This is a genomic window from Neobacillus dielmonensis (assembly GCF_000612665.1).
Classification (GTDB): Bacteria; Bacillota; Bacilli; order Bacillales; family Cytobacillaceae; genus Neobacillus; species Neobacillus dielmonensis.
This window is the reverse complement of sequence record NZ_HG942078.1, coordinates 34123-60900: the sequence shown is the minus strand read 5'-3', so window position 1 is coordinate 60900 and position 26778 is coordinate 34123. Positions and strand designations below refer to the sequence as shown.

Genomic DNA, 26778 nt, shown 5'->3' with positions numbered 1-26778 from the left:
CAATCTTAATTTCGTGTTGTTATTTCATGCCGAAGTTTCGTTTGTTTGAATCTCTTCTCTGCGGTTCAGTTCGTATAGCTGAATCCGTACCATTATATTGATGTGACCTTCCGCCAGAAAACTTTTCACGTATTGGAATGATCATCGTACCTAAAGCTGTCGCTGCTGTAAGCAGGATATCAGCCACAAGCCGGTAGGGAAATCCCGAGAGAAAAGAGGAGTCCTGCAAACCGATTTCAAGAACGAGACCGGCCAATAAACCGGAAACCAGACCCGTTATCGAGTAACTTTTTGCTAAATAACGATTGTCAAATAGGATTCCTAGCGCCAAGCCAAACAATCCGCCGATTAGTGTAATGAATAAAACATGCAGGACTGCAAGGTAGGTGCTGTCTTTAAAGATTCCATATCTTTCAGTCACAAGCAGGCGGTCTTGGTTTTCTAGATAGATTTTTTCAAACACTTTTTTTAAGTCATCTGCATTTTTGACATCATGGAACGAGCCGCCTGTACTGGAGGCAATGGATTTGAGCAGCTGGGCACCGCCTTTGTCAATCTTGCTCATGCCCACGGTATTGATGACAATGTCTTGGTTTTGGTAAGGTTCGACGACTGAGTCGAGGTCGAGTTCACTATACCCATCGGAGAACAGGATGACCATCGGTTTTCGTCCGGCTTTTTCATGGCTGTTTATCTCTTTCATCGCTGTATCTAAAGCATTTCCAATATCTGTGCTCCCGCTTGCTGCTAATGCGTTAATCTGGTCAATAGCATCCGCGCGGTCGTCCTTGTTACTTATTTTAAACATCGCTTTTGTGACAAAGGCGTTTTCGTTAAAAGAAATGATCGACGCACGGTGGCTGGATTTCATATTGGAAATAAGCTCGCCCGCAGCCTTCAGGCTCTCATGGTCTGGGTCTGTCTTATTCATGCTGTCCGAAATATCCATCACCAACACAATATCATCTGGTGGTTTAACATTTGTGAAATTAAGAGAATATAAGAATTGAAAAATGACTCCTCCAGCAAATAACATCACTAGTGTTGAGGGGACCAAAACTTTCCACGAAAGCCCTGAATATTCGACGCGCCAATTTCGTCCATTTATCACTGGTGAGATGATTTCTGCCAATAAACAAAAGAGTCCAGCCATCAGGGCAAGTTGGCCAAAATAAACGCCCATAAGCAGGATATTGGGCCAAACTCCATAAAAGTTTGCCAGTATCGCTTCGCCGATGATTGCCCCGATGATACCGGCAACTAGGCTAAAAATAAACAATAGGAAGCTAAATTTTCTGACAGGCATGTTCAAAGCTCCTTACAATATAGAGTTAATAAGTCAGAGCAACTATCTTACGGCCTGGTTCGCAAGGTATGCAGCAGCAAGCCCCTTAAATGTTTTAACTGCATTAAGCGTATGATTCCGTTATAGAATGGAACTCATATCCATTGTCAGTATAGGTTTGGTAATATTTTTGGCCTTTTTGGTAATACATCAAGTCCTTCAATTGAAACCCACCCATAAGAGTAAGCTTTTCGATCCCGCTCGCCGTTTTTTCATGAGCACAGCCCACTTTAAATTGGCGTGCTTCTTGTTCTTTTTCGAGAGCATATCTCATGAATTTGCTATAAAAATCGCCAAAAAAGTATCTTTCTTCATAACGGTATTCCTGTGAATAGTTAAAAACCTCAATTTGAATGGCTGAGTTTTCATGCAAGCGCCTATAAAGCTGCTTGAACAGGTCCTCTTTAGTTAATACCTTTGTGTCATCATAATGCGTCATGATATTGGTTCTTTCTAAAAGTTCATCTTCAAAGCTGCGATGAAACTCTTCCTGGGTAAGGACTTCTCGATTACAAACGTCAAGCAGTTGTTCTAGGAGTGCCTTCGCCCCTTTATCAAGTATCGACAGCAGATTACCAAAAAAACGCTCTTCTGAAAAAAAGTGCGGACCTCGTTTTTCTTTAAGCTTGGTAGTTATGCTCTTAATGATTCCGCCATAATATTCGTGGATATTTTTGTCCAGATAATCATTGGAATCCCCCAAACTCTCAATAGCTGCTTGTTTGAGCTGTGATTCTGCCTGGTCGATCAGGTCAATCTTTGCCCTAAGGTAAGGATGTATTTCTTCTAGGACTATAAGGTATTGTTTTAAAATGGCCTCCTTTACCTCAAGTCGCAGCAATTCATATTTCATGCCATACACTTCTACGAAGAAAAACTGTGAGAAGCTGCTGAAATTTTTTTTATCTGAAAAAGGTAGATAGCTTTTTTTGAAATCACAGTGGTCGACCATTCGCTGGTATTGCTGTTCTGCTTGTGCTTCGGCTTCTAATTTTTCATTTTTTACGTCCCGCAGCCATTTTTGAATTTCATCCACTAGGCTTACATTGGCCTCTTGGGAATGGGCGGTCCAAAAAAAGGCACAGTACAGGCCGTATTTTTCATTGTTAATGACGTTTTCTTCTAGGGAGCGCTCTATCACGGATTTCAAATTTAACGTTTGCAGCTGTTCACGGACTGGTTCTTCAAAATTAACAGCGAAAAAACGTTCTGTACCGCCTTCAAATAAGTATTCTTCCGCCTCCCGAACGGACATTTTTTTGATAGCCTGATAGGAATTGGTCACACCCATTAAACTATTCATATCGTTAATTTTGTCACTAGACGGCAAGATCTTCTGATAGTAGTTTTGAAAGTTTGCCTCTGTGAGTCCCAACAGGCTCAGGACAGTGTCGCGTCTTTCTGACGCTGCTTGTTTTAAAGACGACAAATATTCATCAAAAAAGTGGCTAGCCGCATTTAGGGCAATGGCTTTATTGGGCCGGCTTACTTTTGCAAAGCCAGCAGAAGCATAAACAGGTTCATTCAAGCTTCCTCGGATTCCCTTTTTAAAGTCCTGGTGGTTATAGCTGTCCATTTTTTCATGGTAATCTGTTATCATCTTGCGATTCTTTAATAGATTAAGATTGCTAATAATCTCATAGTTTTGCTGGGCAGCATCACTCGAAATTAATCCGGCTTCATTCTTGTCGCTTAATAAATACACCATATCAAACAGTGGGGAAGAAGGGTGTGTAATGGTCAGCCGCAGGTGGTCCTCTGTTAGTTGGAGCTCACCGCTAAAAGTATATTCATCACTTTGATAACGATCCAGCTCTTTAAGAAAGCTAATCCCGAGTGAGGTGGAGTAGGCAAAGTTGCCGCTGTCCTGTTTTTCTGTTATCAAACCATATAGGTCGACTTCCACTGTTCTAAACGATTCTTGAAGAATGCTTTTTAGCAGCAGGGTCAATTCTTGAATCAGGATATTGGACGGGTCGTCAATGGCAGTTACCACACACAGGTTTAGTTTGATTAAAGAAGAATAAACCTTTCCATATTCCGCAATCATTGTGGAAAGTTTTCGAAAGGTCTTATTTAGTTCAATAAGCTTGTTGTCGTCCTGGTTAAAGGCATCATATAAGCCCCGGCGGATCGTCTTGCGGTCAAGTCCTTTGCCTGGAAGCTGGAAGGAAACAACGTTCTGGCTGTTCTGCAGTGTCTCTGTTTGATATGCATGAAAATAGAGCACACCTGAGCTGTTTTGCCATCTTTCTTCATTGATTTCCATAATTGATTTCATAGCATCTTTGACGCTATCTCCCAAAAACAAAAAGACGATTGGGTGGTTGACACTTCGCTGTTCATTTTCTTCAACTGTCATTTTTTCCAGCTGATTAGAAAAGTTAATGGCATATTTTTGCAAAAGTTCTCTCAATGTTGTTTTCCCCCCATAGAGAAACAATTCCCGATAAAAAATAGGTATGATAGGCCACAGGCAATAACGCTTGTGGCCTAAAAAACCGATAAACTAAGACCTTAGTTGACGGAGCATGTCATTTACTTTCATCATGATTTCTTTATAGAAGCTGTAAAGCTCTTCGCCATTTACCAAGTCCTGCCAGTCGTAATCAAGGGATTCTTTTTCCTTTGCATAAGTGGCAGCCATTTCTTCTAATGCAGCGACAAGCTCAGTTGCGTTCTCTTGGGCAATCATTTCATTGCTTCGTTGGTCTGATTTCTTTTCCAACTGGTCCATTTTCCTTGTCGGTAATGCTTTAAACGCTTGATAAAGTTCAAAGTCAACAAATTTGGAAGTCTTCATTAAATTAACTAGCGGCTCCCATGCGTCTTCTTCAATCTCCTTATCGTAAACGTATAATGCACCACGTTTGCGGATCGTTTTGGTATAGACCGCTTGAATAAATTTGTTGATTGAAACTTCTTTTTCATTTTGAGCAGCAATAAATTGTTCAATCTCGGTCATTTTTTCTTGGATCAAACTATATTTAGTTACTTCTTGTTTTACTTGCTCAATCAGTTTAGGAGAGCGGATAAAGTTCTCCTTGGCCATATCCACATTGGTACTGCCAAAGATATCGCTAGCGCCGTCTGGATCCATGCCGCCGTTAAACAGTTCCTTCAGCTTCCGGTGAACTTGTTTTAGGCTTCCGAGGCTGGCCTTGTTGAGTTGTTTTGGATCAATTTCATGCTGAGCGTATAGGTCAGAAATGCTGATTTCTTTTGTAAAATGGCATTGGAATCTTGCACTCGTATTTTGCTCAGACGTTTTCTCGGTAATCACCTTAAACCCGATGGCTTGATCAAATAGGCTGCGAACGCTGGCGTTGTACGCCTGGAGGCGCTCATTCCGGTACGTGTCTCCCCATGATCTTTCAGGGATTGGGGAAGGGAGATAAGCCCAGTTATCCTTCTCTGTTTGCACGAGATGGCGGCCAATTCCTTCTTTTTCTAATATCGTTTTTTCATAGGTTTCTTCATACTTTTGCAATGGTGAATAGGAATACAATGGAATGCCATTTTTCGTATTTAACCAGAAAATTCGATTCTTGAGTTCACTTTGCTTAACCGTGAAATTAGAGAACGAACTCTTCTGATAATTTTTGATCCCTGCATAAATGTTTGGCGCCTTCACAGGAAGGGAAACAAATCCCCACTCTGGAAAGTGGAGTGAGCCATGACTGTCCCTCAGGTGGAATACAGGCAGTGCATCCTTATCAAGGCGTGCTGCGATTCTTTCTTCAATAATCCGGTCGATTGGCTGATCGTCGCCGTATTTAATCCGTAAAAAGTCCTCCATTGATTTGGTAATCAATTCGCCGAACTGGTCACCTAAGAAATCGGAAACAGTGCCGATGATATCAATATCGGTTTCATTAACCCAAAAAGCTGACTTTTCAAGGAGCATTTCCGACCAATGTTGGATTAGCAGCTCTCCATCTTTTGAGTTAAACATATTCTGGATTTCACGGGCGACATCTGGAACGCTGACGACTTGCCAGTAGTAGGTCGCATTATTGTCCTGTCTAACTTCTTCACCATTGATCAAGATATTGGCGTTCTTTTGGAAAATATTTTTTAGCGCATCCAGAATTTCTTTATAAACTTCATAAATCTTGTTATTTTGGCTGTTGATTTGCTGAGACAGGTCTTCATAGAACTCAATCATTTCTTCAATTCGTTCTTTTTCGGCACGGGCATAGTACTCATTTAGCTTAGCCTCAATATAAGCGTTCTTTTTCTTATCTTTTGAAATGAAGGCACTTTTGGCATCTTCCAGCTTATTGAAAGCATACTCCTGTTCTGATTGAATTGTTTTCGGCAGCCGTTCTAAGCGGTCGCGCAAACCATCAATATATACTTGGATAGTGGTTAATAAACAAAAACTATCCTTGGAGTAAATTAGGCGTGATGCATATATTGGCCCTTTTTTCGGATTTAAAAACATTCTTTCGACTTGGCGGCGGAACTCTTCCATAATTTCGCCTGGAAGCTGTCGTTTGCATTTGCGATATTGTTCCTTTGCCTTAAGTAAATATTCTCTCGATAATTCCTCATCTAAATTGGTTACAGAAGTTTTAATCACATTGTTATAGGAGAACCGTTCACTATTTTCATAGCCGGAAAGGGCTTCAGGAACACGCTCATTAAATCGTTGGTGAAGCGAATCCGGATCAATCCGGAGTTTCTTCGCAAATTGATCGACGTCTGTTTGGTCCGGATTGGACTCAAACATACTGTTCATTTTTTCAAATAACTTATAACCGACATATGTTGTCATTTCTTCAATAGGAATCTCGGCAGTAGCAGCGCCGATAACGTTGTATAGGTAATTAGCTGCATACGGTTTATGCATTCCAGCAATATTTGCGTGGATATTACTGATATAGTCATGAATCGCAAATTCATCAGAGAATTTATCTTCACTGGCCATGAAGTTCGTGATGTTTTCCGCCGTTACATTCATGCAGTAATCATACGCATTCTCCAGCCATTTTCCACCGAGATTGGTCCCTGAGATGAGATGGCAAAGGTTAAATGGTGGTAATTGCGAGTTTACCGTCAGCATATTGCCGTATTTCTGAATCCATCGTTCATTTCTTTCTTCTGTATTCATCCAATAGTCAAGCTCTTTTAACGCTGCATAGCCATTCTTTTCGATATATTCGGCTGTATGGTAGCTGATCCCTTTCTTGGACAAATTCACGTCTGGGGTAAAGAGATAGCCAAGGATGTTTAGACGGTCAGAACCAGCCGATCCATATTTTTTAGTCATAATGCCTCTAACGATGTAGGCGATATCAAGGAAACAGCCGCTTCCTGTTCCGCCAGAAAGTCCGGTGAGGATGAAGACATAAAGCCGCTTTCCTGTTCCTTCGAGTACGGCATTGATTTTCGTGTCAATCTTTTGTACGACTTCATTGATTTTAGTAAACATCAGCAGTCGACCTGCTTGACGGATACCGGATGCCCCACTGATTCCATCTGTTATCGACAATTCCGGTGATAACCAGTCCTTAATATATGGCTCCATTGTGCTGCGGTTGGACAGCACGCTGCCGATTTCCGGGTTAGATAGTTCAACATATTCTTTAATTGGATCTAATCCAATTCCCTTGTACTTTTTGTTCTTGTCCTGTTCATTCGTTTCAAACGCCAAAAATTCAATGTTATTGGGCTTTTCCTTTTTCTTTTTGGAAATAGGATCTTCCGGTAGTTTAAACCTGCGGTTGACTTGATATTTCAGTCTCAATAGGGCATCAATCCCTGTACCGCCAAGTCCAATCACAAGCATCGGATTGTCAATCGTATCAACACGGATCTTCTCTGAAATGATTCCTCCACCCATGGAGACATCTAATTGTTGAATGTGTTCTTTTACACTTGCTCTCATGCCATTTTTCCTCCTTGGCTGCAATTCCTATAAAATATGGACGTTAAAAATGAACGTTTAGCTTCATTATTTTGTCAGGCCCTTGTTAATGGACCTGACAGGATGTGACTGCTTAACTGATATATTCAATATAAACGGATTTATTCACTTGTTTTAAAACAATTCTCAAGCGGTCGTTCCGTTTAATGATCTGGCCTTTCTTAGCGTCAATCGCCCTGCCGCTTTTTTCAATAGTGCAGTTGGATTGATTTATAATAAGTAGCGAATCACCGGCAGCTGGTTTAAAGACAATTTGATTGGTCTCGGCAAATTCCGGATTTAGTCCCAATAGCTGATGAAGTTGGAATTTTCCTTTAAACCCTTTTAATTTTCTATATTGCGGATTGGATCGTTCACCGGTATCTTCATCCTTTATTTCAACCACCATTTGTCCGCTGAAGCCGCGGTTGTTCTCTTTCCACTTTTTAACTAGGAAGTAGAGCAAGACAGCCATTATTAGGACACCCAAGGCAATGAGAGCTGCTGTTAGCCATGGGAATGGTTTATCTTCATCTGTTTTAGATTTTGTTATAGGTACAGCAGCCTTTTTTTGCACCGTAATTTTTTGCGGTGCCGTTTCACGGAAGAAACTGTTATCCTCTGCTTTTACGTTTACTTCATAACTGCTTGAATTCCCCAGTTTAAACTGGCCGGAAAAGCCTTTATCTCCAGCTGATAAGCTGACCTCTTCTGTTTTTCCATTGTCCAGATCCTTTACTAAAACTTTGGATTTCATTGATTTATAAATGGCTGTATCTGTTAATTGGGTCCCGTTATCTTCAAAATAGGCATTAATTTTCACCGTATCTCCAGACTTGTAACTTTGCTTGGATAGTGGGTCCATTTTTAGCTGCAAGTCGTAGTTAAAGATCAGGTTGATATCAATCTTATCTTGGGGAACTCCTTTGACTTTAAGCGTCCAATCTCCCTGTAGCGGCTTGGTGAGCTTCACCATCGAATAAGTCCGTGATTGAGAAAGCAGGGCTTGGTCGGAAGGAATAGGGACTTCTTTGCCAGATGGATCCACGAGCTTCACTTCCACTGGCTGGCTGGAAATCATGGAAATGTTGGCTTCTAAGACATTTTCGTTCGGGACATTTATTTTTACATCTTGGAAGTCACCATTTGCCACCATCTCGTCCACCGGAACGATTTTTAATTTTAAGTGATTGGCAAAAATTTCGCTGAGAATATCCGGAAGCTGGTCAGCTGAATTCGCCTCAAAGAATTTTCCATTCGTGCTGGATGCCACATTCGAGAGGACATCTTTATTGAGCTTGCCATTGGCGTTTAACCCGATTGTATAAATCGGATACCCTTTTGCTTTCGCATCGGCAACTGCTTGATTCAAATCAGCGTTTGCCTGGTCGAGTGTCCTGGAGCCTTTAGGGTCCAGTTCGTTATTTCCATCCGCCAAAAGAACGATTAGCGGGTAGTAGCCTTGTTCATGGCTGGAATCTAAAACTTTAACGGCTTCCTTCACTCCCGCTGATAAATCTGTGTAAGTATATTTGTCCACGGAATCGATGAAGTCTTTTAAATCTTGCTTGTCTTGTTCCGAATTTATCGAGACAAGCGCCTTTTCACGCATGACTTTATCGGCATAGGCGATAGCCCCGATTTTATCTCCTTTAAGGGAGGCCATGTCGACAAACATTTTCATCGCTTCACTGCTAATATTATTGGGATCACTGCTCTTCATCGAATTGCTGACATCCACAACCAGCATTCCCTCAATCCGGGAGCTGGAATTTATCGGGCTGGCCGCCAGTGAATTTAGCAAACTGAAATGCCAAAGAAGAATAGTGATGACAATAAAACTACTAATCCATTTTTTAAACATTGTGAACCCCCACTAAGCAGTTTTCCTGTAATTTCGATCCATCACCGCAAAAATTGCATGATACTACCATTTTACCACCGTTACCAGTAGTTTCCCAAACAATTCTCGTCTAGAAATATTATAATAGTACTAGAATAATATAAGGTAATGTATTTTTTGGTAAAATAATGGGAAATTTTGTGGAAAATTGTCACATAATAAAACAAAAGGGGAATTTTATATGTATAGCATTGGCTTTACTAGTCTTCTAGTAATCATTCTTTGTTGGAAAGCTTATAAGTTGATGAAAAATAAACGAAACAGCGGCAACTTTCAAGAAGTCGATGATGAATTAATCATCATGCTGAATGAGGGGGAAGCCAATGGCTAAGCAGGCAGTACAATTGACGAAAAAGAATCGGACCAAGTTCCGCTTTCAAAAGCTGAAAATGTGCAAAAAATGCAATCGCTACTCTGTGTTAAAAGATCATCACTGCCCAACTTGCGGCTCCACCTTTGTGGAATTGGATAGTCTGATAAAATCCATCGTAAGAAATAAGTTGTTTAATGAAGCTTGTCTAATTTTAATCTTGGTCTGTATAGGAATTGTCGGTGCGCCTACTGTAAAAACGCTGTACTACTCCTTAATAGCCGGGTTAGTCTTTTGTTTATTGTATGTGGTTTTGACCTTTTTCTACTTTAAATCTGAAAACTTCATACAGCTTAAGTTACTGCTCCGTAGTGACCTTTCAAAAATAAAGTCCGGTATCCACTATGATACGGTGTTGGCCGAGGAAGAAGCGAGGGATAACATGCTATCAATGGCATATGAAAAGTATCGCGAAATTGGCGACTTTATCTTGAACGATGCGATAAAGTTACGTCAGGTAAAGTTATTGAATGATATGATCTTGCGCAGTGATATGGAACTGGAGATTGAAGGGCTTGTTCCCTCAGGCTATGACCCAGATTTTGTCACGTATACATTAGAGGCCATCAAAATTAATCGCAGCTTGGTGACCAAAAAATGTATTGGCTATTTTGTTCAATTTAAAGAAGAGGTTATTAGGGACTTTGGAATGGACTCCCTGATTACGGTGGCGGGAACGGCACTGAGAATGAAGCTTTATATAATGGAGTTTTCAGAGTTTATTGAGGAATATCTCGACTATTTCCCAAAAGAAAGGGTATTGAGGCTTTGCAGTATTCTTCATGCCAATCCTGATATCAATTGGGGAAGCCTAGGCGATAAAACAAAAAGTTTGGTTTCTGTGAAGTACAATTACGATCCCGATTTCAAGCGGTTTGTTTCGTAGAAAGGAATAGCATATGTTTAAACTGACCGTCTATAAAAAAGTTCACTTTTCACGAAATTTTATTCTCATTTTGCTTGTCCTTATGCTGGTTCTCGTTGGTGGAAAGATTATTCTTGCTCATGAGAAGCTGTCTGTTTTTGAAGAGGCCATGAATCTCTTTCAAAAAGGTGATTTAGTTGCAGCAGAAAAAATGTTCCGGGCTGCAAAGCTAAACGTTGCGGTTACCGATCATAATAAGGAAATAAATGAAAAGCTATCCATCCTGTCCCCTATCCGCGAGAAAATGGAGGATTGGGATGAAAAAGCAGCCGACGATTATGACCACGAGAATTTGGAAGAATTGGTGGTTATATATGAGGAATGGCAAAACAATCAGAAAAAATGGCTTGGGGCAAGCCCAGTCAAAAAAGACATGTATCAAGAAATGCTAGCCTTGACAGGACTCGATAAGGATTTACAGTCATATTTTTCAAAAATAAAAAGTAAAGAGATTGCCAGTCTAAAAAATAAGGATAATGAAGAAACCATCTATAACAAGCTAAATAAGATTCCTGCAGAATATTATGGTGGCAAATTCGCCAAAACAAACGAAATTAAAGACATATTTTTAAAATATTATCAGGACCAATTGAACCAACTGATTACAGCAGATGAATCATTAATAGACCTTGTCTCAGAAGCCAACCGCCAGTTCGGGATGCTATCTAGCTTCTCGATTGACAGTGAATGGCTGGTCTCGACGCTTGATGAGTATTTACTAAAGGTCCTAAAAACCTCTATGGAAGCTAAGGACTATGCTGCCTTTGCTGAACAGGCGAACTCCATTAAAAAGCTGTCAGCGAAAATGGACGAATCAAATGTCATCGTCTATATTGAAAAAACTAAGAATGAGTTACTATCAAATGCCAAGAAATTGGCAGAAGTTAACAAGTATGAGGATGCGGTGAAACTCTATGAGGATCTGAAACCGTTAGAGGACACCGAACAGCTAATTGCTGATACCAACTTGGCTTGGGATCGATATGAACCAATTCGTGTTCTGCAGCGATTATATCCTGACAAAGAATTTCCACAGTTCGTCAATGTCCGAAATAAGTGGGGGGCAGATAGTGCAGTGGCTGCTGTTGCTGCGGATGGGAGCGTTTATTTTGGCAAACTGACCGGTGAACAGGATATGACAGTTTCGAACGGGACACTTCCAAGTGGTACAACTGTTAATAAGCTGGATTTGAAAAACAGCTTCACTGGTTCCGATGTGCCAATGATTTTTGTCGATGCTAAATCTACCACCCGCAAGCACCGTTACATGGCTTACGAGGTCAAGGGCAACACGCTGGACCAAATCCTTAACGTTGAGGCTGATAATCTTACGGCCGAACCGGATGGGATGCTTTTGGTTGATAACCCTGTCGGTCAAGGAGAAGGGGAGTTGGCCTACTATGAACCAGACTATTATGGGCAATTCCGCTTTTCAAAAATTAAAGTGGATTATATAGATATTAATGTTCAGAATATTACCCAGTATTACGGGCAGAAGGTACGGTTTAATGCCAGTATTGAAACGAACTCCAGTAAAGGGCCGCTGGTAAAGATTAGCCAAACCTATAATTATGCTACTTACCAGCCTGAAATTAGTTATTTACTCCTTAAGGGTGCTTCACAGATAAATAGCTATTATAGCTCTTATTTCATTGGTACGTTTAATAGCTATGACACCATCACAACGGATACCGGTGAAACCGTACAGGTTCCTGTTTTCCAAGTGGAAAAGGTGGAATAAACATAAAACAGGCTGACACAGGATGTCAGCCTGTTTTCTTTATTTTTTTGAGAGCGGAATAAATTGATTAAAGATCCCCAGAGCGGTGACCGTTCCCATACCAACATCAGAAAAGTCTGTTTTATAGATGGTAAACAAGTAATAGTCCTTTTCTGTGGTTCCCGCATCGAAAATAGTTTTTCCGGCCACTGACAAAAAGCCCTTCTGCAGAATGTTGGAAGACTGGTCCATTGATTGCTGATTCATCCAGTCAATATACTCGGACCGCTTCGGATTTGTAGATGACAACACAACTACAAGGATTAAAACAAAAATAATGGAAATGAAACGTCTCATCTATATGACCCCTATTCAAAAGTTATATAACTAGGAAGTCGGACACTGCTGGCTTGTACATCATATGAACGTTGTATCCAGAAAATAACAATATTAAACATTGATAGAATGGATTTTGAGCGGAGATGATAAGAAAGCGTACTCGGAGTATAGTTACAAAATAACTAAACGTTATTTCTAAATATTGAACAGGTATCCGGTGAAAAATAGATTATTGACATTTTATACTTTATATAATTTAATACTATAGTTATTGTGGCATAGAAAGTTTTACAAGTAGATCAGAACTGGAAGAAGGATCCTTCAACATGATATCTAACAGAAAAACTGGAATTGACTTAGTAAAGGTATTTGCTACGTTTTTTGTTGTCTCTGTTCATTTCTTTTTAAATACTGAGTTTTATTCAACACCCTTAATTGGGAAAAATATGGATGTACAAGTCTTTGCCCGAATGAGTTTCTTAATCTGTGTACCCTTATTTTTAATTATTACAGGTTATTTGCAACTTGAAAAAAAGCCAACCAAACAGTATTTCAAGAAAATTATCCCCATTTTAATCATTTATCTGTTTTATTCAATAATAGCGATTATGGTAAGAAAATATTATTTTAAAGAACATAAGACTGCAATAGAATGGTTGGCAATGGTTTTAAATTTCAATGCTAACAACTACTCATGGTATATAAATATGTTTATTGGATTATTCTTACTTAGCCCTTATATCAATATACTTTATAAAAACATTGCAACCAAGAAACAAAAGGTCGTGTTAATTCTTGTATTCCTTTTTATTACAGGTGTTCCAACATTCTTTAATCTTAAAGCGAGAGAAGTCCTTTTTTTTCCTGACTTTTGGGTAGGCATTTATCCATTGACCTATTATTTGATTGGAAGTTTTATCAGGGAGTATCAAGTGAAAGTCAATAAGTTGACCGGTGCTGTTGCACTCCTCTTAATCACCTTGTTGGAAACATTTATTGAGGTTCATTATGCTAACGGTGGAAACTTTACAGGGGCGGCAGGTTATTATTCCTCTCTGGTAGTTGTCATTCATGCAACAATTTTCTTCCTTTTATTTTATGACATTAATATTAAAGTAAACTTTATTGCAAAAATCCTTTCGCTTATTTCTATATTGTCTCTTGATATTTATTTAGCCTCCAATATTACAGATAAATTTGTTTATCAATATGTATTTACTAATGTATTTAAGTCGCAGCCTCAGGTGATTTATTATGCCGTCCCAATCGTATTTTCTACTTTTGGTCTGTCGTTTTTAGTTTCTCTAATCCGACATAAACTTATTAAGGTAAGATAAAATCTAACGTTAAATTATGATAGTAAAGTAGTAGGGGAAAAAAATATATGCAAATCGGTTTGTATATTTGTTAATGATATTTAACTCGCAATATGTTAAATTATTACTATTATTATCTTATGATATGTTAGTCTTTTCTCAGGAGATTTACACTCGTCTAAGGGGTGCTGGCCATGTCTAGGTTTGGGAAGTGGATGATTGCTTGTTTCATATTCATCGTTATACTAAATAGTTTTGGGATACTGGCTGTTCGATTATTAACAAAATAAGTGATATTTAGGTTTTAAAAAGCATTATTTTGTTCCAGGGAGAGGCTTGTATGACAACAAATTTAACCGAAACGATATCCAAAAAATTGTTTGTGGCCATCCTGATGGTCACATTTGGGGCAGAAATTCTCCTCTATTTGAATCGTTACAGCTATTTGGCTAGTACCTTATATGATGCTTTGATGGTCTCGTCCTTTTTTGTCGGTTTAAAGCTACATCGCCACCTTCAGCCACAAACGATTGATCAAAGGCCAAAGCGCAGGCTTATGCTCCAATTTACAGGCGGCTTTTTGATTTTTTTTCTCGGCAGCTACGTAGTCAATATTTACTCAAGCTACACATTTGATGATTTCAGCATGAATTATGAGCAATACGTCGAAGATTATACTTTGACACAGACTTCAGGAGACTATGGAATAGAAGATGAAGCGCAACCCACTCCACTCTGGACACTTATCGATCAAGTGGACACCATTGGGGCGGATATATACACGGATTCGCTTGCTGGCTTAGAAGAGGTTTGGCGGCTTTCCTATATGATACTGATCCTCATAGTTTGTAAAAAGATCTTTTCACGCCGTTGGGAGACGGGGAGGAGAGATATCTTCGTCATGCTGGCCCTGTTTTGGACATCGATCTTTTTCGGTGTTGACCATACGTTAGATACGGTTGAGCCATGGCCAGTTAAAATTGGGGCGATTGTCACATTTGCCAATATGGGATTTTTGTTTGGGATCATCCTGTTGTGGACACGCAACCTATGGGTGACAGTGCTAATCCATTCGTTTTATGATATAACAGCTACTTTATCGTGGTACTATTTCGATTACGCGGTTGAGCTGTTTGGACTACTAGTCATGATTATTCATATCATTATGTTTAGTTGGGATAAGTCGAGACAACGACAATTGAAGCAGCAGGAGACAGTGGATGTTGTTGCTATAACAAAAGAGCTTTAAGGAAGAGGCTGCAAATGGTTGCAGTCTCTTTTCTGTAGGTCAGGGTTTTGGTTTCAAGGTAAATTCGAAAGACTTTTGTTCAATCTGGTATTGGATTGAACCATCACGATTCGAATTATATGGGATACCTTGTTTGTCTAATGCCTTCATTAGGCTATCAAGTGCTAGTTCTTGTTTTACCTCTAACTCCATTAGGTATCGGTTAAGTGTATTAGAATCAATGCTGTTAGATTCAGCCAAGTTGGCTAAAATCATACTTCTATGTTCTAGCAGCGAAAGAAAATCCTCTCCATGATCTTGGAAGCCACTAGGAACTGAAAGGCTTTTAGTCTTTTCGAGTAACTGGAGCTGTTCACTTTTTGCCTGTTGCGGCTCTAGTGTATGTGCTTCTAGGACATCAGCCAAGAGTCTGTTACTTTTACGATTATAATCCAATTCTTTGGATAAATAGGAGCGAATATTTTGCTGGGAGGGTTTTGAAAGCGATACCGTCATATAGCAAAAAATAAAACTCAAAACCAGAAAGGTGATTAAATAAACCGGCCATCTCGTTTTGGGCTGCACCGATACTGGAAGAAAAACTTCTGTGTTTTCTTGGAACAAACTTTTTAGCTTCAATTCTTCCAGTTCCTGCTTTACCTTTTGTTGGGCTTCCGTCAACATGATAAGCTCTCCGTTCCAATTGTACATGGGAGCCGTTCTTGTTTTCGTTATAGTGAAGCAGAGAACGTCCCAGTGTCTTGTGCTACTAATGTATCATAAACAGGGAGAAATTTGTAAAAAAGTAATGAAATTTGTATTAAAATCTCTGAAGCTACAATTAAGAGTTATTGTGACTCTTATCAATAGGACAAATTCAACAAATACCATAATGAGAAACAGGGTGTCCCTATTCCGGCACCCTGTTTCGATTGAGGTCCACTCCTTTTATATCATTCATTGAAAGTACTGATAATCCTATGGCTTATTTAATGCATGGAAAAAAACGACTTAGCTAGGAAAATAATCGTTTACGGGGCCGGCTTCCAACTTTGATGTATGTATAGCCTTCATGATCGCGGAAAAATTTAATGCCAAACCATTTTAAAGGAGTGGAGATCTCTTTCATATGCAATAGGGGCATATTTAAACCTCCTATAAAAGTAGTAGTTAATTTCTATCATATATCAGTTGGAAAACATAGGAAACCAATAGAATTCGATAATTTCCGACTTAATTCGAAATAATCAAAGCTAGTCATCCTCATTTCCCGAGAAATCATACATATTGTCAAACTTTAAATGGCCTTTATAGAACGCAACCGTATGCGAAAGGGGAATGTTTATTCCTATCATTTTTTAAATTTCCTGTTAAGGGTTTGTTAAGATTTAGCCTTTATAATCAAAAAATACAAATCAGAGATTATAATTTTAAAAAAGGTATTGAGGTGAGGATTTTGAGAAAGTCAGTCAAAACCGAGCAACAAATAGGATTCGTGCTTACTTTAATTAAAGAAGATATCGAGCATTATGAAAATCAGCAACAAAGAATAAACAAATGGATTCAAAAGTCCATTCTTTCGTTAAAATATTCGGAGCTCTGTTCATTAGAAGAGCTTCGCGACGAGTATAGAAGAAAAGTAGATGCTCAAAGAAAAATACTAAAAGAGTTCAATGTCACCATAGAAATGTATAAAAACAATATAAGCTCAGTGCATTTCCCCAACAGTATAGAGACTAGATCTGAGTATTAGCATAAGAAAGAGGTTAGGTTCATTCTATGAATTTTGTGAAAATATCTTTGTATAACGAGTTATTCTTGCTAGAATAATAGTTGCAACGATCTTTCGTTACATTTTCACAAGAGAATCGTAGGAGTTGAAAAAATTGAATATTGGTAAAAATGGAATTCTTCCTTTTATCTTCATGCTGGGGATACTGTTTACCTGTTGTTTATCGGTTCCATCATCGACATATGCGCAGGGTCCGCTAAATGTTCCTTTGATTTCCCAATTGCCAGAATTAAAAAATGGCTGTGAAGTCACTAGTTTAGCTATGCTCTTTCGATATAAGGGAATTCTGGTAGACAAAATGACACTCGCCAATCAAGTGAAGAAAGATCCTACACCATATCGTAATGTTGGAGGCACGATATACTGGGGAAACCCCAACACTGGCTTTGTAGGTGATATTACTGGCCGCTCTATTGGATACTCGGCTTATCATGGCCCAGTTTATCAGCTGGCAAGCCAATATACGAATATGATAGATTTAACAGGAAATTCGTTTGATGCCATCTTAAGCCAGTTAGACCGTGGCAAGCCAGTTTGGGTTATTACAACAAGCACATTTGATACGGTGCCTAGCAGCCAATGGCAAACCATCCAAACACCGATTGGTCCGTTAACGATGACTTATCATGAACACAGTGTGGTATTAACGGGGTATGATAACAATTATGTTTACTTTAACGACCCGCTAGCAAACATAAAAAATCGTAAAGTATCCCGTAGTGCTTTTTTACGTGGATGGGAACAATTTGGCAGACAGGCAATGACTTATTCTTCTTCCATTGGCATGCTCGATAGTCCTGCACCAGGTATAAGAATCAATACCAACTATAACCTATCTGGGTGGTTTTTAGATGAGACCGGTGTTTCGAAGGTAGAAGTTTTAGTGGATGGTAGAGTGGTTGGCCAGGCGGTTTATGGGGATTCGAGGCCGGATGTGCAAAATGCATATCCCCAATACCAAAATGGGAATGCAGGTTTTCACTATCTCTTGAATATATCCACTTTAGCCGGGGGCAATCATACCGTTGCAATAAGGGAAACTGGGAAAAATGGATATGTGACGACATTACCTGAACGAACTTTTTCTATATCTAATACTCATGGAGTTCTTGACAGTCCTGCTGAGCATATTAGTATAAAAGGCGTACATAACGTATCAGGCTGGTTTCTTGATGAAAGTGGCGTTTCGAAAGTAGAAGTTCTTCTTGATGGAGCGTTGGCGGGGCAAGCGGTATATGGAGATGCCAGACCAGATGTGAAAAAAGCCTATCCTGAATACAATAATGGGAATGCCGGCTTCCATTATGCATTGGATACATCACAATATAATGACGGGAACCACACGATTACGGTTAAAGAAACAAGTGCAACTGGCCGGGAAATCACATTGCCAGTAAAGAATATAACGATAGCAAATGTAAAAGGGTATTTAGATAATTTATTTTCAGGAAACAGTTTGAAAGGAAACTATACCATTTCTGGCTGGTTCTTGGATGAAAGCGGCACTTCTAAAGTAGAAGTTCTCGTCGATGGGGAAGTGGCCGGCCAAGCGGTCTATGGAGATTCAAGACCAGATGTAAAAACAGCATTTCCTGAATATGACAACGGCAGTGCCGGCTTCCATTATGCTCTGGATACAACCAAATATAGTGACGGCTCACATGAAATTACCTTAAGAGAAACGGGAACAAATGGGCGTGTAACGACATTGCCGTCTGTACCGGTATCCTTCTCAAACGTTAAAGGCTATTTAGATCAGCCGGCATCAAATACCACACTAAAAGGGAAAAACACTATATCAGGCTGGTACTTGGATATTGGTGAAGTATCAAAGATTGAAGTTCTAGTGGATGGACAAGTGGCAGGTACAGCGGATTATGGGGATGAAAGAGAAGACGTCAACCGGGCTTATCCTGAGTTTACTAACGCTCATTCAGGTTTCCATTATCTATTGGATACAACAAGATTCAATAACGGGACTCATACCATTACTGTTAAAGAAACAGCAATTAATGGACGAACCACAACATTGCCGGATATAAAGGTAAGTTTTTCGAATGAAGTAAAAGGATATTTGGATGCTCCAGCGGTTGGTTCCAACGCAAAAGGAGTCACGAACGTATCAGGCTGGTTTCTAGATGGAAGCGGTGTGTCAAAGATTGAAATAGTCGTTGACGGACAGGTAGCAGGCCAAGCCGTTTATGGTGACCAAAGATTGGATGTCAAACATGCCTTCCCGGATTATAAGAATGCGAATGGCGGTTTTCATTATGACTTAGATACAACAGGATGGAATGATGGTATCCATTCCATTGTTATTAGAGAAAATGGCGGAAATGGCCGTGTCACTACCTTGCCGGCCGTAACCATTACCATTTCAAATGTTAAAGGGTATCTAGACGCCCCTGCATCTGGAATCAATATGAATGGCACTTCCCAAGTGTCAGGCTGGTATTTAGATGTAGCTGGGGTTTCCAAGATTGAAGTATTAGTAGACGGGCAGGCAGCAGGACAAGCGATTTATGGTGATGGACGTCCAGATGTTAAGGCGGCTTTTCCTGAGTTTAAAAATGCGAATGCCGGCTTTCATTATTTAATTGATACAACAAAATATACTGATGGGAGTCATACCATTTCCATAAAAGAAACTGGAGAAAATGGCAGCGTCACTACGTTAGCACCCGCAACCGTAATATTTTCAAATGGAAAATAAATTTTGACATGTTCTTGTTTCTTATGAAATAATTTATTTGATTATGGAAAAATAACCCTATTAAACCTGATGAATGTCCTTTCTCACAGGATAATTAAAAGGAGGAAAGGTCGAGAGTTGATGAAGAAAATAAAAAAGGCGATTATCCCTGCAGCAGGTTTGGGCACCCGCTTTTTACCTGCAACCAAAGCCATGCCAAAAGAGATGCTCCCAATCGTAGATAAACCGACGATTCAATATATAGTAGAAGAAGCGGTCGAATCTGGTATTGAGGATATCATTATTGTTACTGGTAAAGGAAAAAGAGCAATAGAAGACCACTTTGATTATGCTTATGAGCTAGAGCAAACATTGATCAATAAAAATAAACTTGATTTATTAGAGAAGGTTCAGGAGCCCTCCAAAATGGCTGACATTCACTATATACGACAAAAAGAACCAAAAGGGCTTGGCCATGCGGTATGGTGTGCCCGGAATTTCATAGGAAATGAACCTTTTGCCGTATTACTTGGTGACGACATTGTTCAAGCGGAAACACCTTGTTTAAAACAATTAATTAATTTGTATGACAAGACTCATTCCTCTGTTATAGGTGTTAAACAGGTACCAGAAGAAGAAACACATCGATATGGAGTAATCGATCCGATTGAGCAAAATGGCAGGTCCTATCAAGTTCGAAACTTTGTTGAAAAGCCAAAACTAGGAACAGCTCCTTCTAATTTGGCCATTATCGGAAGATATATCTTCACCCCTGAAATCTTTATGTTTTTAGAAAAACAAGAAATAGGGGCCGGCGGCGAAATCCAATTAACGGATGCCATCCAAAATCTCAACCATATCCAACGCGTGTTTGCTTATGAATTTGAAGGCAGAAGGTATGACGTCGGGGAAAAACTTGGTTTTATCGAAACAACCATCGAATTTGCCCTGCAAAACGATGAAATAAGAGACCAATTGTTACAATTCATGGCAAGTCAATTGGAGAAAAATGAATAAACCTTTAAACAGTGAACCCCCTTATTGTCCTCAATGACGATAATGGGGGTTTTTGTTTACAACAAGAGAGGGTGGATGGATAAAAACCCAAGAAGTGGTAAACAACTCTCAAGCATTTATGCGGGTTACTTTATTAAATGCACAATTGCAACCTACTTACATCACAGACCAATTTATGACTGGAACACAGGATTGGACCAGAAGGCAAATCACTTTTCAAACGGAATCTGATACCACACAGATCAAGGTCGAAATGTTATTGTCCCACGACAATGCAGCCGGAACCGGATTGGCATGGTTTGACAAGGTGCAACTGGAGGAAGGGTCTGTTTCTACTTCTTACAATCCGGTTATTAACAGCAGTTTTGAAAAGCAGGAAAACGGAAATGGCCCACCGGTTGGATGGCTTCGGTCAACGGATAATCCTGGGCAAATTGATGCCGGATTTCAAGGAAATAATGGGGTAATCATTAAGCGGAATACGGTAAATGACCCAGACCAACATTATTTGCAGATTGTGGATGTCAACCAAACCATAGCCAAAGAATTGACGGTAACCGCCATGTCAAAGGCCGACAATGTGAAGAATGCAAGGGGGCTGCAGGAAGAAGCGCAATATGGCATCTTTGTGTATCCCATCTACGCAGATAGCACTGAAAAGTTCTTTCCTATGACCTTTCCCATGGGGACAAAGGATTGGAATCGCAGGGCTATTACCATTCCAGCTGACAAACCTATTTCAAAAGTGTATGTGTACTTAATATTCCGTGGCCATAATACGGGAACCGTTTGGTATGATGATATCCGGATTATGGAAGGAAATGTTCTGACAAAGAGCGAATACAATAACCATGATTATATGACTGCTTCAGTGGATGAACAAGGGCGTAAGACAACCTATTCTTATGACGAATATGGAAATCAAACATCGGTAACAGACCCCAATGGGAATACGAAACAGATGGAATACAATCTGGATAATCAATTGACCAAAACCACCCTGCCCAATTCAACCACCGTTGATTATCATTATGATGACAATGGGAATACCACCCAAAAGACCATTAAGGCCAATGGAAAATCTCAGATTGTATCATATGAGTATGACGTGGACAATAAGCTGGTTAAATTTATTGACCCCTTAAATCGTGTCATTACTCATGAGTACGATGCAAATGGCAATCAAATCAAAACCAATCTGCCCAATGGCAGCAACCTGGAATGGACGTATGACACCGCTGAACGTGTAAAGGAATTAAAGCGTAATGGGAAGGTCGCTTTCTCCTACGAATACGATGCCAACGGCAATGAAACAAAGGTCACCGATTCCGTCAACAGCATCATCCAAGACAAACAGTATGACGTGGGCAACCGCATCACCAGCGTGACCGACCGCGGCGGCACCATATCTTGGTCCTATCATCCGGGTTCCCATAAACTGAAAACCTTGAATACCCTTCAAGGCACGTACAATAAAACCACTTCCTATGAGTATGATGGCCTAAACCAAAACACGAAGGTGGTCGATGACAACCAGACGTATAATTTTGGCTATGATGAGTTCGGCAATATCGCTTCCTATCTCTCAGGTAATGGTGTAGGTACCTTGTTTGGTTATGATGCCACGCAAAAGGTGACCACCATTAATATCGGTAAATCGGATGGTACGGTCATCGCATCAGAAAAATATACTTATGATGGAAATGGAAACCGGGCCACGGTGGAGCGTAACGTCGGGACCGCCATGGAAGTGGCTAGGTACCAATATGACAAAGTCAATCAACTGACAAAGGAAATACGGCCAGATGGTACCACCCAAGAATTCACTTATGATGGTTTCAGTAATCGAACAAGTGTCAAAGTAACCGAACCCGATGGGAGCACCTCGACCACGACTGCCACGTTTAACGCCGGCAACCAGCTGACGGCATTTGGAGACGAGGCCATCACCTATGATGCCAATGGCAATCGGACGTCAGACGGAAAGTACACATATGCATGGAATGAAGCCGACCAGCTGATTTCTATCACCAAAAAGGGCGAGAGCATACCGTTCGCCACCTACCAATACGACGACGATGGCCGCCGGATCGAAAAGAATGCCAACGGTCAAATCACCCGCTACCATTACGATGGAGACAGCATAAATGTCCTATATGAAACCGATGCAAATGGTAATGTTCTTCGTCAGTATGTCTACGGTGCAAATGGCGTTCGTCTGGCAATGAAGTCCCAAGGACAAATTTTATATTACCACTACAACGCTCATGGCGATGTGATCACGATGACCGACCAAAGCGGCAATGTCGTGGCAAAGTATGACTACGATGCATGGGGGAACGTCTTAAAAAGTGAAACCCAAGGACTTGCGACCGATAATCCGTTTGGCTATGCAGGATACATGTACGATAAAGAAACGGGCCTCTACTATCTCATGGCCCGCTACTACCATCCGACGCACGGAGTATTCCTGTCGGTAGACCCTTTCCCTGGTGATAGGGATGATCCAATTACACAAAATGGGTATAGTTATGTAAATAATAATCCGGTTATAATGGTTGATCCAAATGGAAATAGACCACTATCTTTTGACGATATTACTAAAGGTGCCGTGTTCATAGCTACGCTTGCAATAACACGCATAAAAGCCGCTAATAAGTTAGTAGTAAACACCATTAAAAAAATACTTCCTAAGCCTAAGAGTAAGGGTAAAGATGAACTGGTAAATATAGCTAGTGAGCAAAGGACAAAGCATATTCTTTACGGAGATAAAACAGGTGGCGGGCATTTATGGCCTGGAACTGGAGACCCTAAAAAAACACTATTCCCTAAAAGTTGGAATGCAGAAAAGGTTATGCACAATGTATCTGATATAGCTACTGACCCTAAACTAAATTGGAATAAGGGAAGAATTCTTAACGGTGTACAAAGATATGAGATTACAGGAATTAGGGATGGAATTAATATAAAGGTAATTACAGATGGAAAAGATATAATTACTGCATTCCCTATTAAATAATTTAGTCTAGGAAGTGTATGTTATGGAATTAAATAATCTTTTAAAAGAAATAATAAAAAATATTACAAATCTCCCTTTGAAAGATGAAAAAGATATATTAGAGTTTATTGAACACGAAGAGTGGGGGATAGCTTTAGAAACAATTTGCAGTGTCATTGAACAAGAGTATATACCAGTTGATAAAGATATTTTTAGTAAAATTGAAGAAGCTGGATTATACATGGAAATGGACAAATCACTCTGGGAAGAAATAAGTAAACAAATTAGGTAAAGGTGTTTGTCTTGTGAGAAACGTATTTTTCTAGCTATAATATCATATTGATGGTGGTTATTTAACCGCCATCTTTTGGTTTTTAGGGATGGAGGTGTCTATGTAAAATCTTGTGTAAGTAATGTTCGACAATCTTCGCACGACAAGAAATAATAATAGGTATGAAAAATATATCTGGCAATACTATTATTGCCTTTTACCATAAAACCGGATAGGGAAATGCATAAGTGCAACCCGAGCGGTTTTATGGTTTTTTTCCTAAAAAGGACAGATTTTGTTCTGACTCAATAAAGTTAGACAAATATTTTTAGGCAGCTTCTAAGATCTGAGTCCGGTATTCTACTGGACTCAGATCTTTTTTATTTTGCCTTCATTCGTTTGTGATTGTTGTTATTGTCCCACGACAATTCAGCCGGAACCGGATTGGCATGGTTTGACAAGGTGCAACTGGAGGAAGGGCCTGTTTCTACTTCTTACAATCCTGTTATTAACAGCAGTTTTGAAAATCAGGAAAACGGAAATGGCCCACCGGTTGGATGGCTTCGGTCAACGGATAATCCTGTGCAAATTGATGCCGGATTTCAAGGAAATAATGGGGTAATCATTAAGCGGAATACGGTAAATGACCCAGACCAACATTATTTGCAGATTGTGGATGTCAACCAGACCGTAGCCAAGGATTTGACGGTAACCGCTGTGTCAAAGGCCGACAATGCGAAGAATGTTGATGGACTACAGGAAGAAACCCAATATGGCATTTTTGTTTATCCCATCTACACAGATGGCACCGAAAAATTCTTTCCGATAACCTTTCCCATGGGAACAAAGGACTGGAACCGCAGGGCCATTACCATTCCAGCTGACAAACCAATTTCAAAAGTGTATGTGTACTTAATTTTCCGTGGCCATAATACGGGAACCGTTTGGTATGATGATATCCGGATTATGGAAGGAAATGTTCTGACAAAGAGCGAATACAATAACCATGACTATATGACTGCTTCAGTGGATGAACAAGGGCGTAAGACAACCTATTCTTATGACGAATATGGAAATCAAACATCGGTAACAGACCCCAATGGGAATACGAAACAGATGGAATACAATCTGGATAATCAATTGACCAAAACCACCCTGCCCAATTCAACCACCGTTGATTATCATTATGATGACAATGGGAATACCACCCAAAAGACCATTAAGGCCAATGGAAAATCTCAGATTGTATCATATGAGTATGACGTGGACAATAAGCTGGTTAAATTTATTGACCCCTTAAATCGTGTCATTACTCATGAGTACGATGCAAATGGCAATCAAATCAAAACCAATCTGCCCAATGGCAGCAACCTGGAATGGACGTATGACACCGCTGAACGTGTAAAGGAATTAAAGCGTAATGGGAAGGTCGCTTTCTCCTACGAATACGATGCCAACGGCAATGAAACAAGGGTCACCGATTCCGTCAACAGCATCATCCAAGACAAACAGTATGACGTGGGCAACCGCATCACCAGCATGACCGACCGCGGCGGCACCGTATCTTGGTCCTATCATCCGGGATCCCATAAACTGAAAACCTTGAGTATCCTTCAAGGCGCGTACAATAAAACCACTTCCTATGAGTATGACGGCCTAAACCAAAACACGAAGGTGGTCGATGACAACCAGACCTATGATTTTGGCTATGATGAGTTCGGCAATGTCACTTCCTATCTCTCAGGTAATGGTGTCGGAACCCTGTTTGGTTATGATGCGACACAAAAAGTAACCAACCTGGCGATTGGCCAATCGGATGGTACGGTCATCGCATCAGAAAAATATACTTATGATGGAAATGGAAACCGGGCCACGGTGGAGCGTAACGTCGGGACCACCATGGAAGTGACCCGATACCAATATGACAAAGTCAATCAACTGACAAAGGAAATACGGCCAGACGGCACCACTCAAGAATTCACCTATGACGGTTTCAGCAATCGAACAAGTATCAAAGTGACCGAACCCGATGGCAGCACTTCTAACACGACGGCCACGTTTAACACCGGCAACCAGCTGACGGCATTTGGAGACGAGGCCATCACCTATGATGCCAATGGCAATCGGACGTCAGACGGAAAGTACACATATGCATGGAATGAAGCCGACCAGCTAGTTTCTATCACCAAAATGGGCGAGAGCATTCCATTTGCCACCTACCAATACGACGACGATGGCCGCCGAATCGAAAAAAATGTCAATGGACAAATTACTCTATATCATTATGATGCCGATAGCATCAATCTCCTCTATGAAACAGACGCAAACGGTAATGTTCTACGTCAGTATATTTATGGTGGAAAAGGCGCCCGTCTGGCAATGAAGACTCAAGGCGAAATATTCTACTACCACTACAACGCTCATGGCGATGTGATCGAGATGACCGACCAAAGCGGCAATGTCGTGGCAAAGTATGACTACGATGCATGGGGGAACGTCTTAAAAAGTGAAACCCAAGGACTTGCGACCGATAACTCGTTTGCCTTTGCAGGATACATGTACGATAAAGAAACAGGCCTCTACTATCTCATGGCCCGCTACTATCATCCGACTCATGGGGTGTTTTTATCAGTAGACCCAAATCCAGGTGATGAGGACGATCCGATAACGCAGAATGGGTATACCTATGTAAGCAATAACCCTGTAAGGTTTTTTGATCCGGATGGAAGGAAAAACATGGAAGATGTTGGTGGGGGAGGATTTGGAGGATCTTTTTCATTTAGAAGACCGCCTGTCAATACGAGTCCTAAGGTTAAATCAATCCCGAACCCGAATGGCAAAAAAGGTGGAACAGCGCATCAGACTACTATTGAAAATATTAAAACTACATCAACAAATGGTAGAATGGTAACAGAGTATAGATATAGTACTCCGAATGGAAGCAAATCGTA

Annotated in this window: 17 protein-coding genes and 2 pseudogenes; 12 read left to right on the top strand and 7 right to left on the bottom strand. The window is 40.2% G+C overall.

Features of this window, described 5'->3' with window-relative positions:
* Positions 1–19 precede the first annotated feature (19 nt).
* The 4 genes from BN2425_RS18570 to BN2425_RS18555 form a co-directional block, all read right to left on the bottom strand.
* On the bottom strand, positions 20–1306 hold the full coding sequence (locus tag BN2425_RS18570; protein WP_042462571.1) for a vWA domain-containing protein: 1287 nt from the start codon (positions 1304–1306) through the stop codon (positions 20–22).
* A 103-nt stretch (positions 1307–1409) separates the two neighbouring features.
* Positions 1410–3761 carry a hypothetical protein gene (locus BN2425_RS18565; RefSeq protein WP_042462569.1) on the bottom strand — a complete coding sequence of 784 codons (2352 nt, stop codon included), beginning with the start codon at positions 3759–3761 and terminating at the stop codon, positions 1410–1412.
* Positions 3762–3854: 93 nt separating this feature from the next.
* Entirely contained in the window at positions 3855–7238 is a 3384-nt protein-coding gene (locus tag BN2425_RS18560; RefSeq protein WP_042462566.1) for a tubulin-like doman-containing protein, read from the bottom strand.
* 112 nt (positions 7239–7350) lie between these two features.
* Positions 7351–9120: a vWA domain-containing protein gene (locus tag BN2425_RS18555; RefSeq protein WP_042462563.1), complete on the bottom strand. Its 1770-nt coding sequence runs from the start codon at positions 9118–9120 to the stop codon at positions 7351–7353.
* Between the two features lie 220 nt (positions 9121–9340).
* Between BN2425_RS18555 and BN2425_RS22605 the strand changes: the two genes are divergently transcribed.
* From BN2425_RS22605 to BN2425_RS18545, 3 genes are read left to right on the top strand one after another with little or no spacing between them, the layout of a single operon-like run.
* Positions 9341–9490 carry a hypothetical protein gene (locus BN2425_RS22605; RefSeq protein ID WP_154663551.1) on the top strand — a complete coding sequence of 50 codons (150 nt, stop codon included), beginning with the start codon at positions 9341–9343 and terminating at the stop codon, positions 9488–9490.
* Positions 9483–10415, top strand: a complete 933-nt coding sequence (locus BN2425_RS18550; protein WP_042462561.1) for a hypothetical protein — start codon at positions 9483–9485, stop codon at positions 10413–10415. The genes BN2425_RS22605 and BN2425_RS18550 overlap by 8 nt, the downstream gene beginning before the upstream one ends.
* 13 nt (positions 10416–10428) lie before the next feature.
* Positions 10429–12195 (top strand): hypothetical protein, encoded by a 1767-nt coding sequence (locus BN2425_RS18545; RefSeq protein WP_042462560.1) that lies wholly within the window; start codon positions 10429–10431, stop codon positions 12193–12195.
* Positions 12196–12234: 39 nt separating this feature from the next.
* Here the strand turns inward: BN2425_RS18545 and BN2425_RS18540 are convergent, their stop codons facing one another.
* On the bottom strand, positions 12235–12531 hold the full coding sequence (locus tag BN2425_RS18540; protein WP_042462557.1) for a hypothetical protein: 297 nt from the start codon (positions 12529–12531) through the stop codon (positions 12235–12237).
* Between the two features lie 308 nt (positions 12532–12839).
* Here BN2425_RS18540 and BN2425_RS18535 point away from each other — a divergent pair, with 308 nt between their 5' ends.
* Complete coding sequence (locus BN2425_RS18535; protein ID WP_042462555.1) at positions 12840–13850, top strand: acyltransferase; 1011 nt, start codon at positions 12840–12842, stop codon at positions 13848–13850.
* A gap of 319 nt (positions 13851–14169) precedes the next feature.
* Positions 14170–15078 carry a CPBP family intramembrane glutamic endopeptidase gene (locus BN2425_RS18530; RefSeq protein ID WP_042462553.1) on the top strand — a complete coding sequence of 303 codons (909 nt, stop codon included), beginning with the start codon at positions 14170–14172 and terminating at the stop codon, positions 15076–15078.
* Positions 15079–15117: 39 nt separating this feature from the next.
* On the opposite strand, the gene BN2425_RS18525 is transcribed toward BN2425_RS18530, so the two are convergent.
* Entirely contained in the window at positions 15118–15741 is a 624-nt protein-coding gene (locus tag BN2425_RS18525; protein WP_042462551.1) for a hypothetical protein, read from the bottom strand.
* Between the two features lie 331 nt (positions 15742–16072).
* On the bottom strand, positions 16073–16201 hold the full coding sequence (locus tag BN2425_RS23380; protein WP_264757818.1) for a hypothetical protein: 129 nt from the start codon (positions 16199–16201) through the stop codon (positions 16073–16075).
* A gap of 312 nt (positions 16202–16513) precedes the next feature.
* Between BN2425_RS23380 and BN2425_RS18520 the strand changes: the two genes are divergently transcribed.
* The 7 genes and pseudogenes from BN2425_RS18520 to BN2425_RS18495 all read left to right on the top strand — a co-directional run.
* Positions 16514–16810, top strand: coding sequence for a hypothetical protein (locus BN2425_RS18520; RefSeq protein WP_042462549.1), 297 nt, complete (start codon positions 16514–16516; stop codon positions 16808–16810).
* 133 nt (positions 16811–16943) lie between these two features.
* Positions 16944–19562 (top strand): Ig-like domain-containing protein, encoded by a 2619-nt coding sequence (locus BN2425_RS18515; RefSeq protein WP_052352961.1) that lies wholly within the window; start codon positions 16944–16946, stop codon positions 19560–19562.
* Between the two features lie 120 nt (positions 19563–19682).
* Entirely contained in the window at positions 19683–20558 is an 876-nt protein-coding gene (galU, locus tag BN2425_RS18510) for a UTP--glucose-1-phosphate uridylyltransferase GalU (protein WP_042462547.1), read from the top strand.
* Positions 20559–21345: 787 nt separating this feature from the next.
* Positions 21346–23133, top strand: a pseudogene (locus tag BN2425_RS23625) (RHS repeat-associated core domain-containing protein); the annotation flags it as partial.
* The gene (locus BN2425_RS23580) at positions 23113–23577 is read left to right on the top strand and encodes an EndoU domain-containing protein (RefSeq protein WP_406603206.1); all 465 of its coding nucleotides are present in this window, start codon (positions 23113–23115) and stop codon (positions 23575–23577) included. The pseudogene BN2425_RS23625 and the gene BN2425_RS23580, both read left to right, overlap by 21 nt.
* Positions 23578–23599: 22 nt before the next feature.
* Positions 23600–23848, top strand: a complete 249-nt coding sequence (locus tag BN2425_RS18500) for a MafI family immunity protein (RefSeq protein WP_042462545.1) — start codon at positions 23600–23602, stop codon at positions 23846–23848.
* An 819-nt stretch (positions 23849–24667) separates the two neighbouring features.
* Positions 24668–26557: pseudogene (locus tag BN2425_RS18495) on the top strand (RHS repeat-associated core domain-containing protein); the annotation flags it as partial.
* Between the last annotated feature and the right edge of the window lie 221 nt (positions 26558–26778).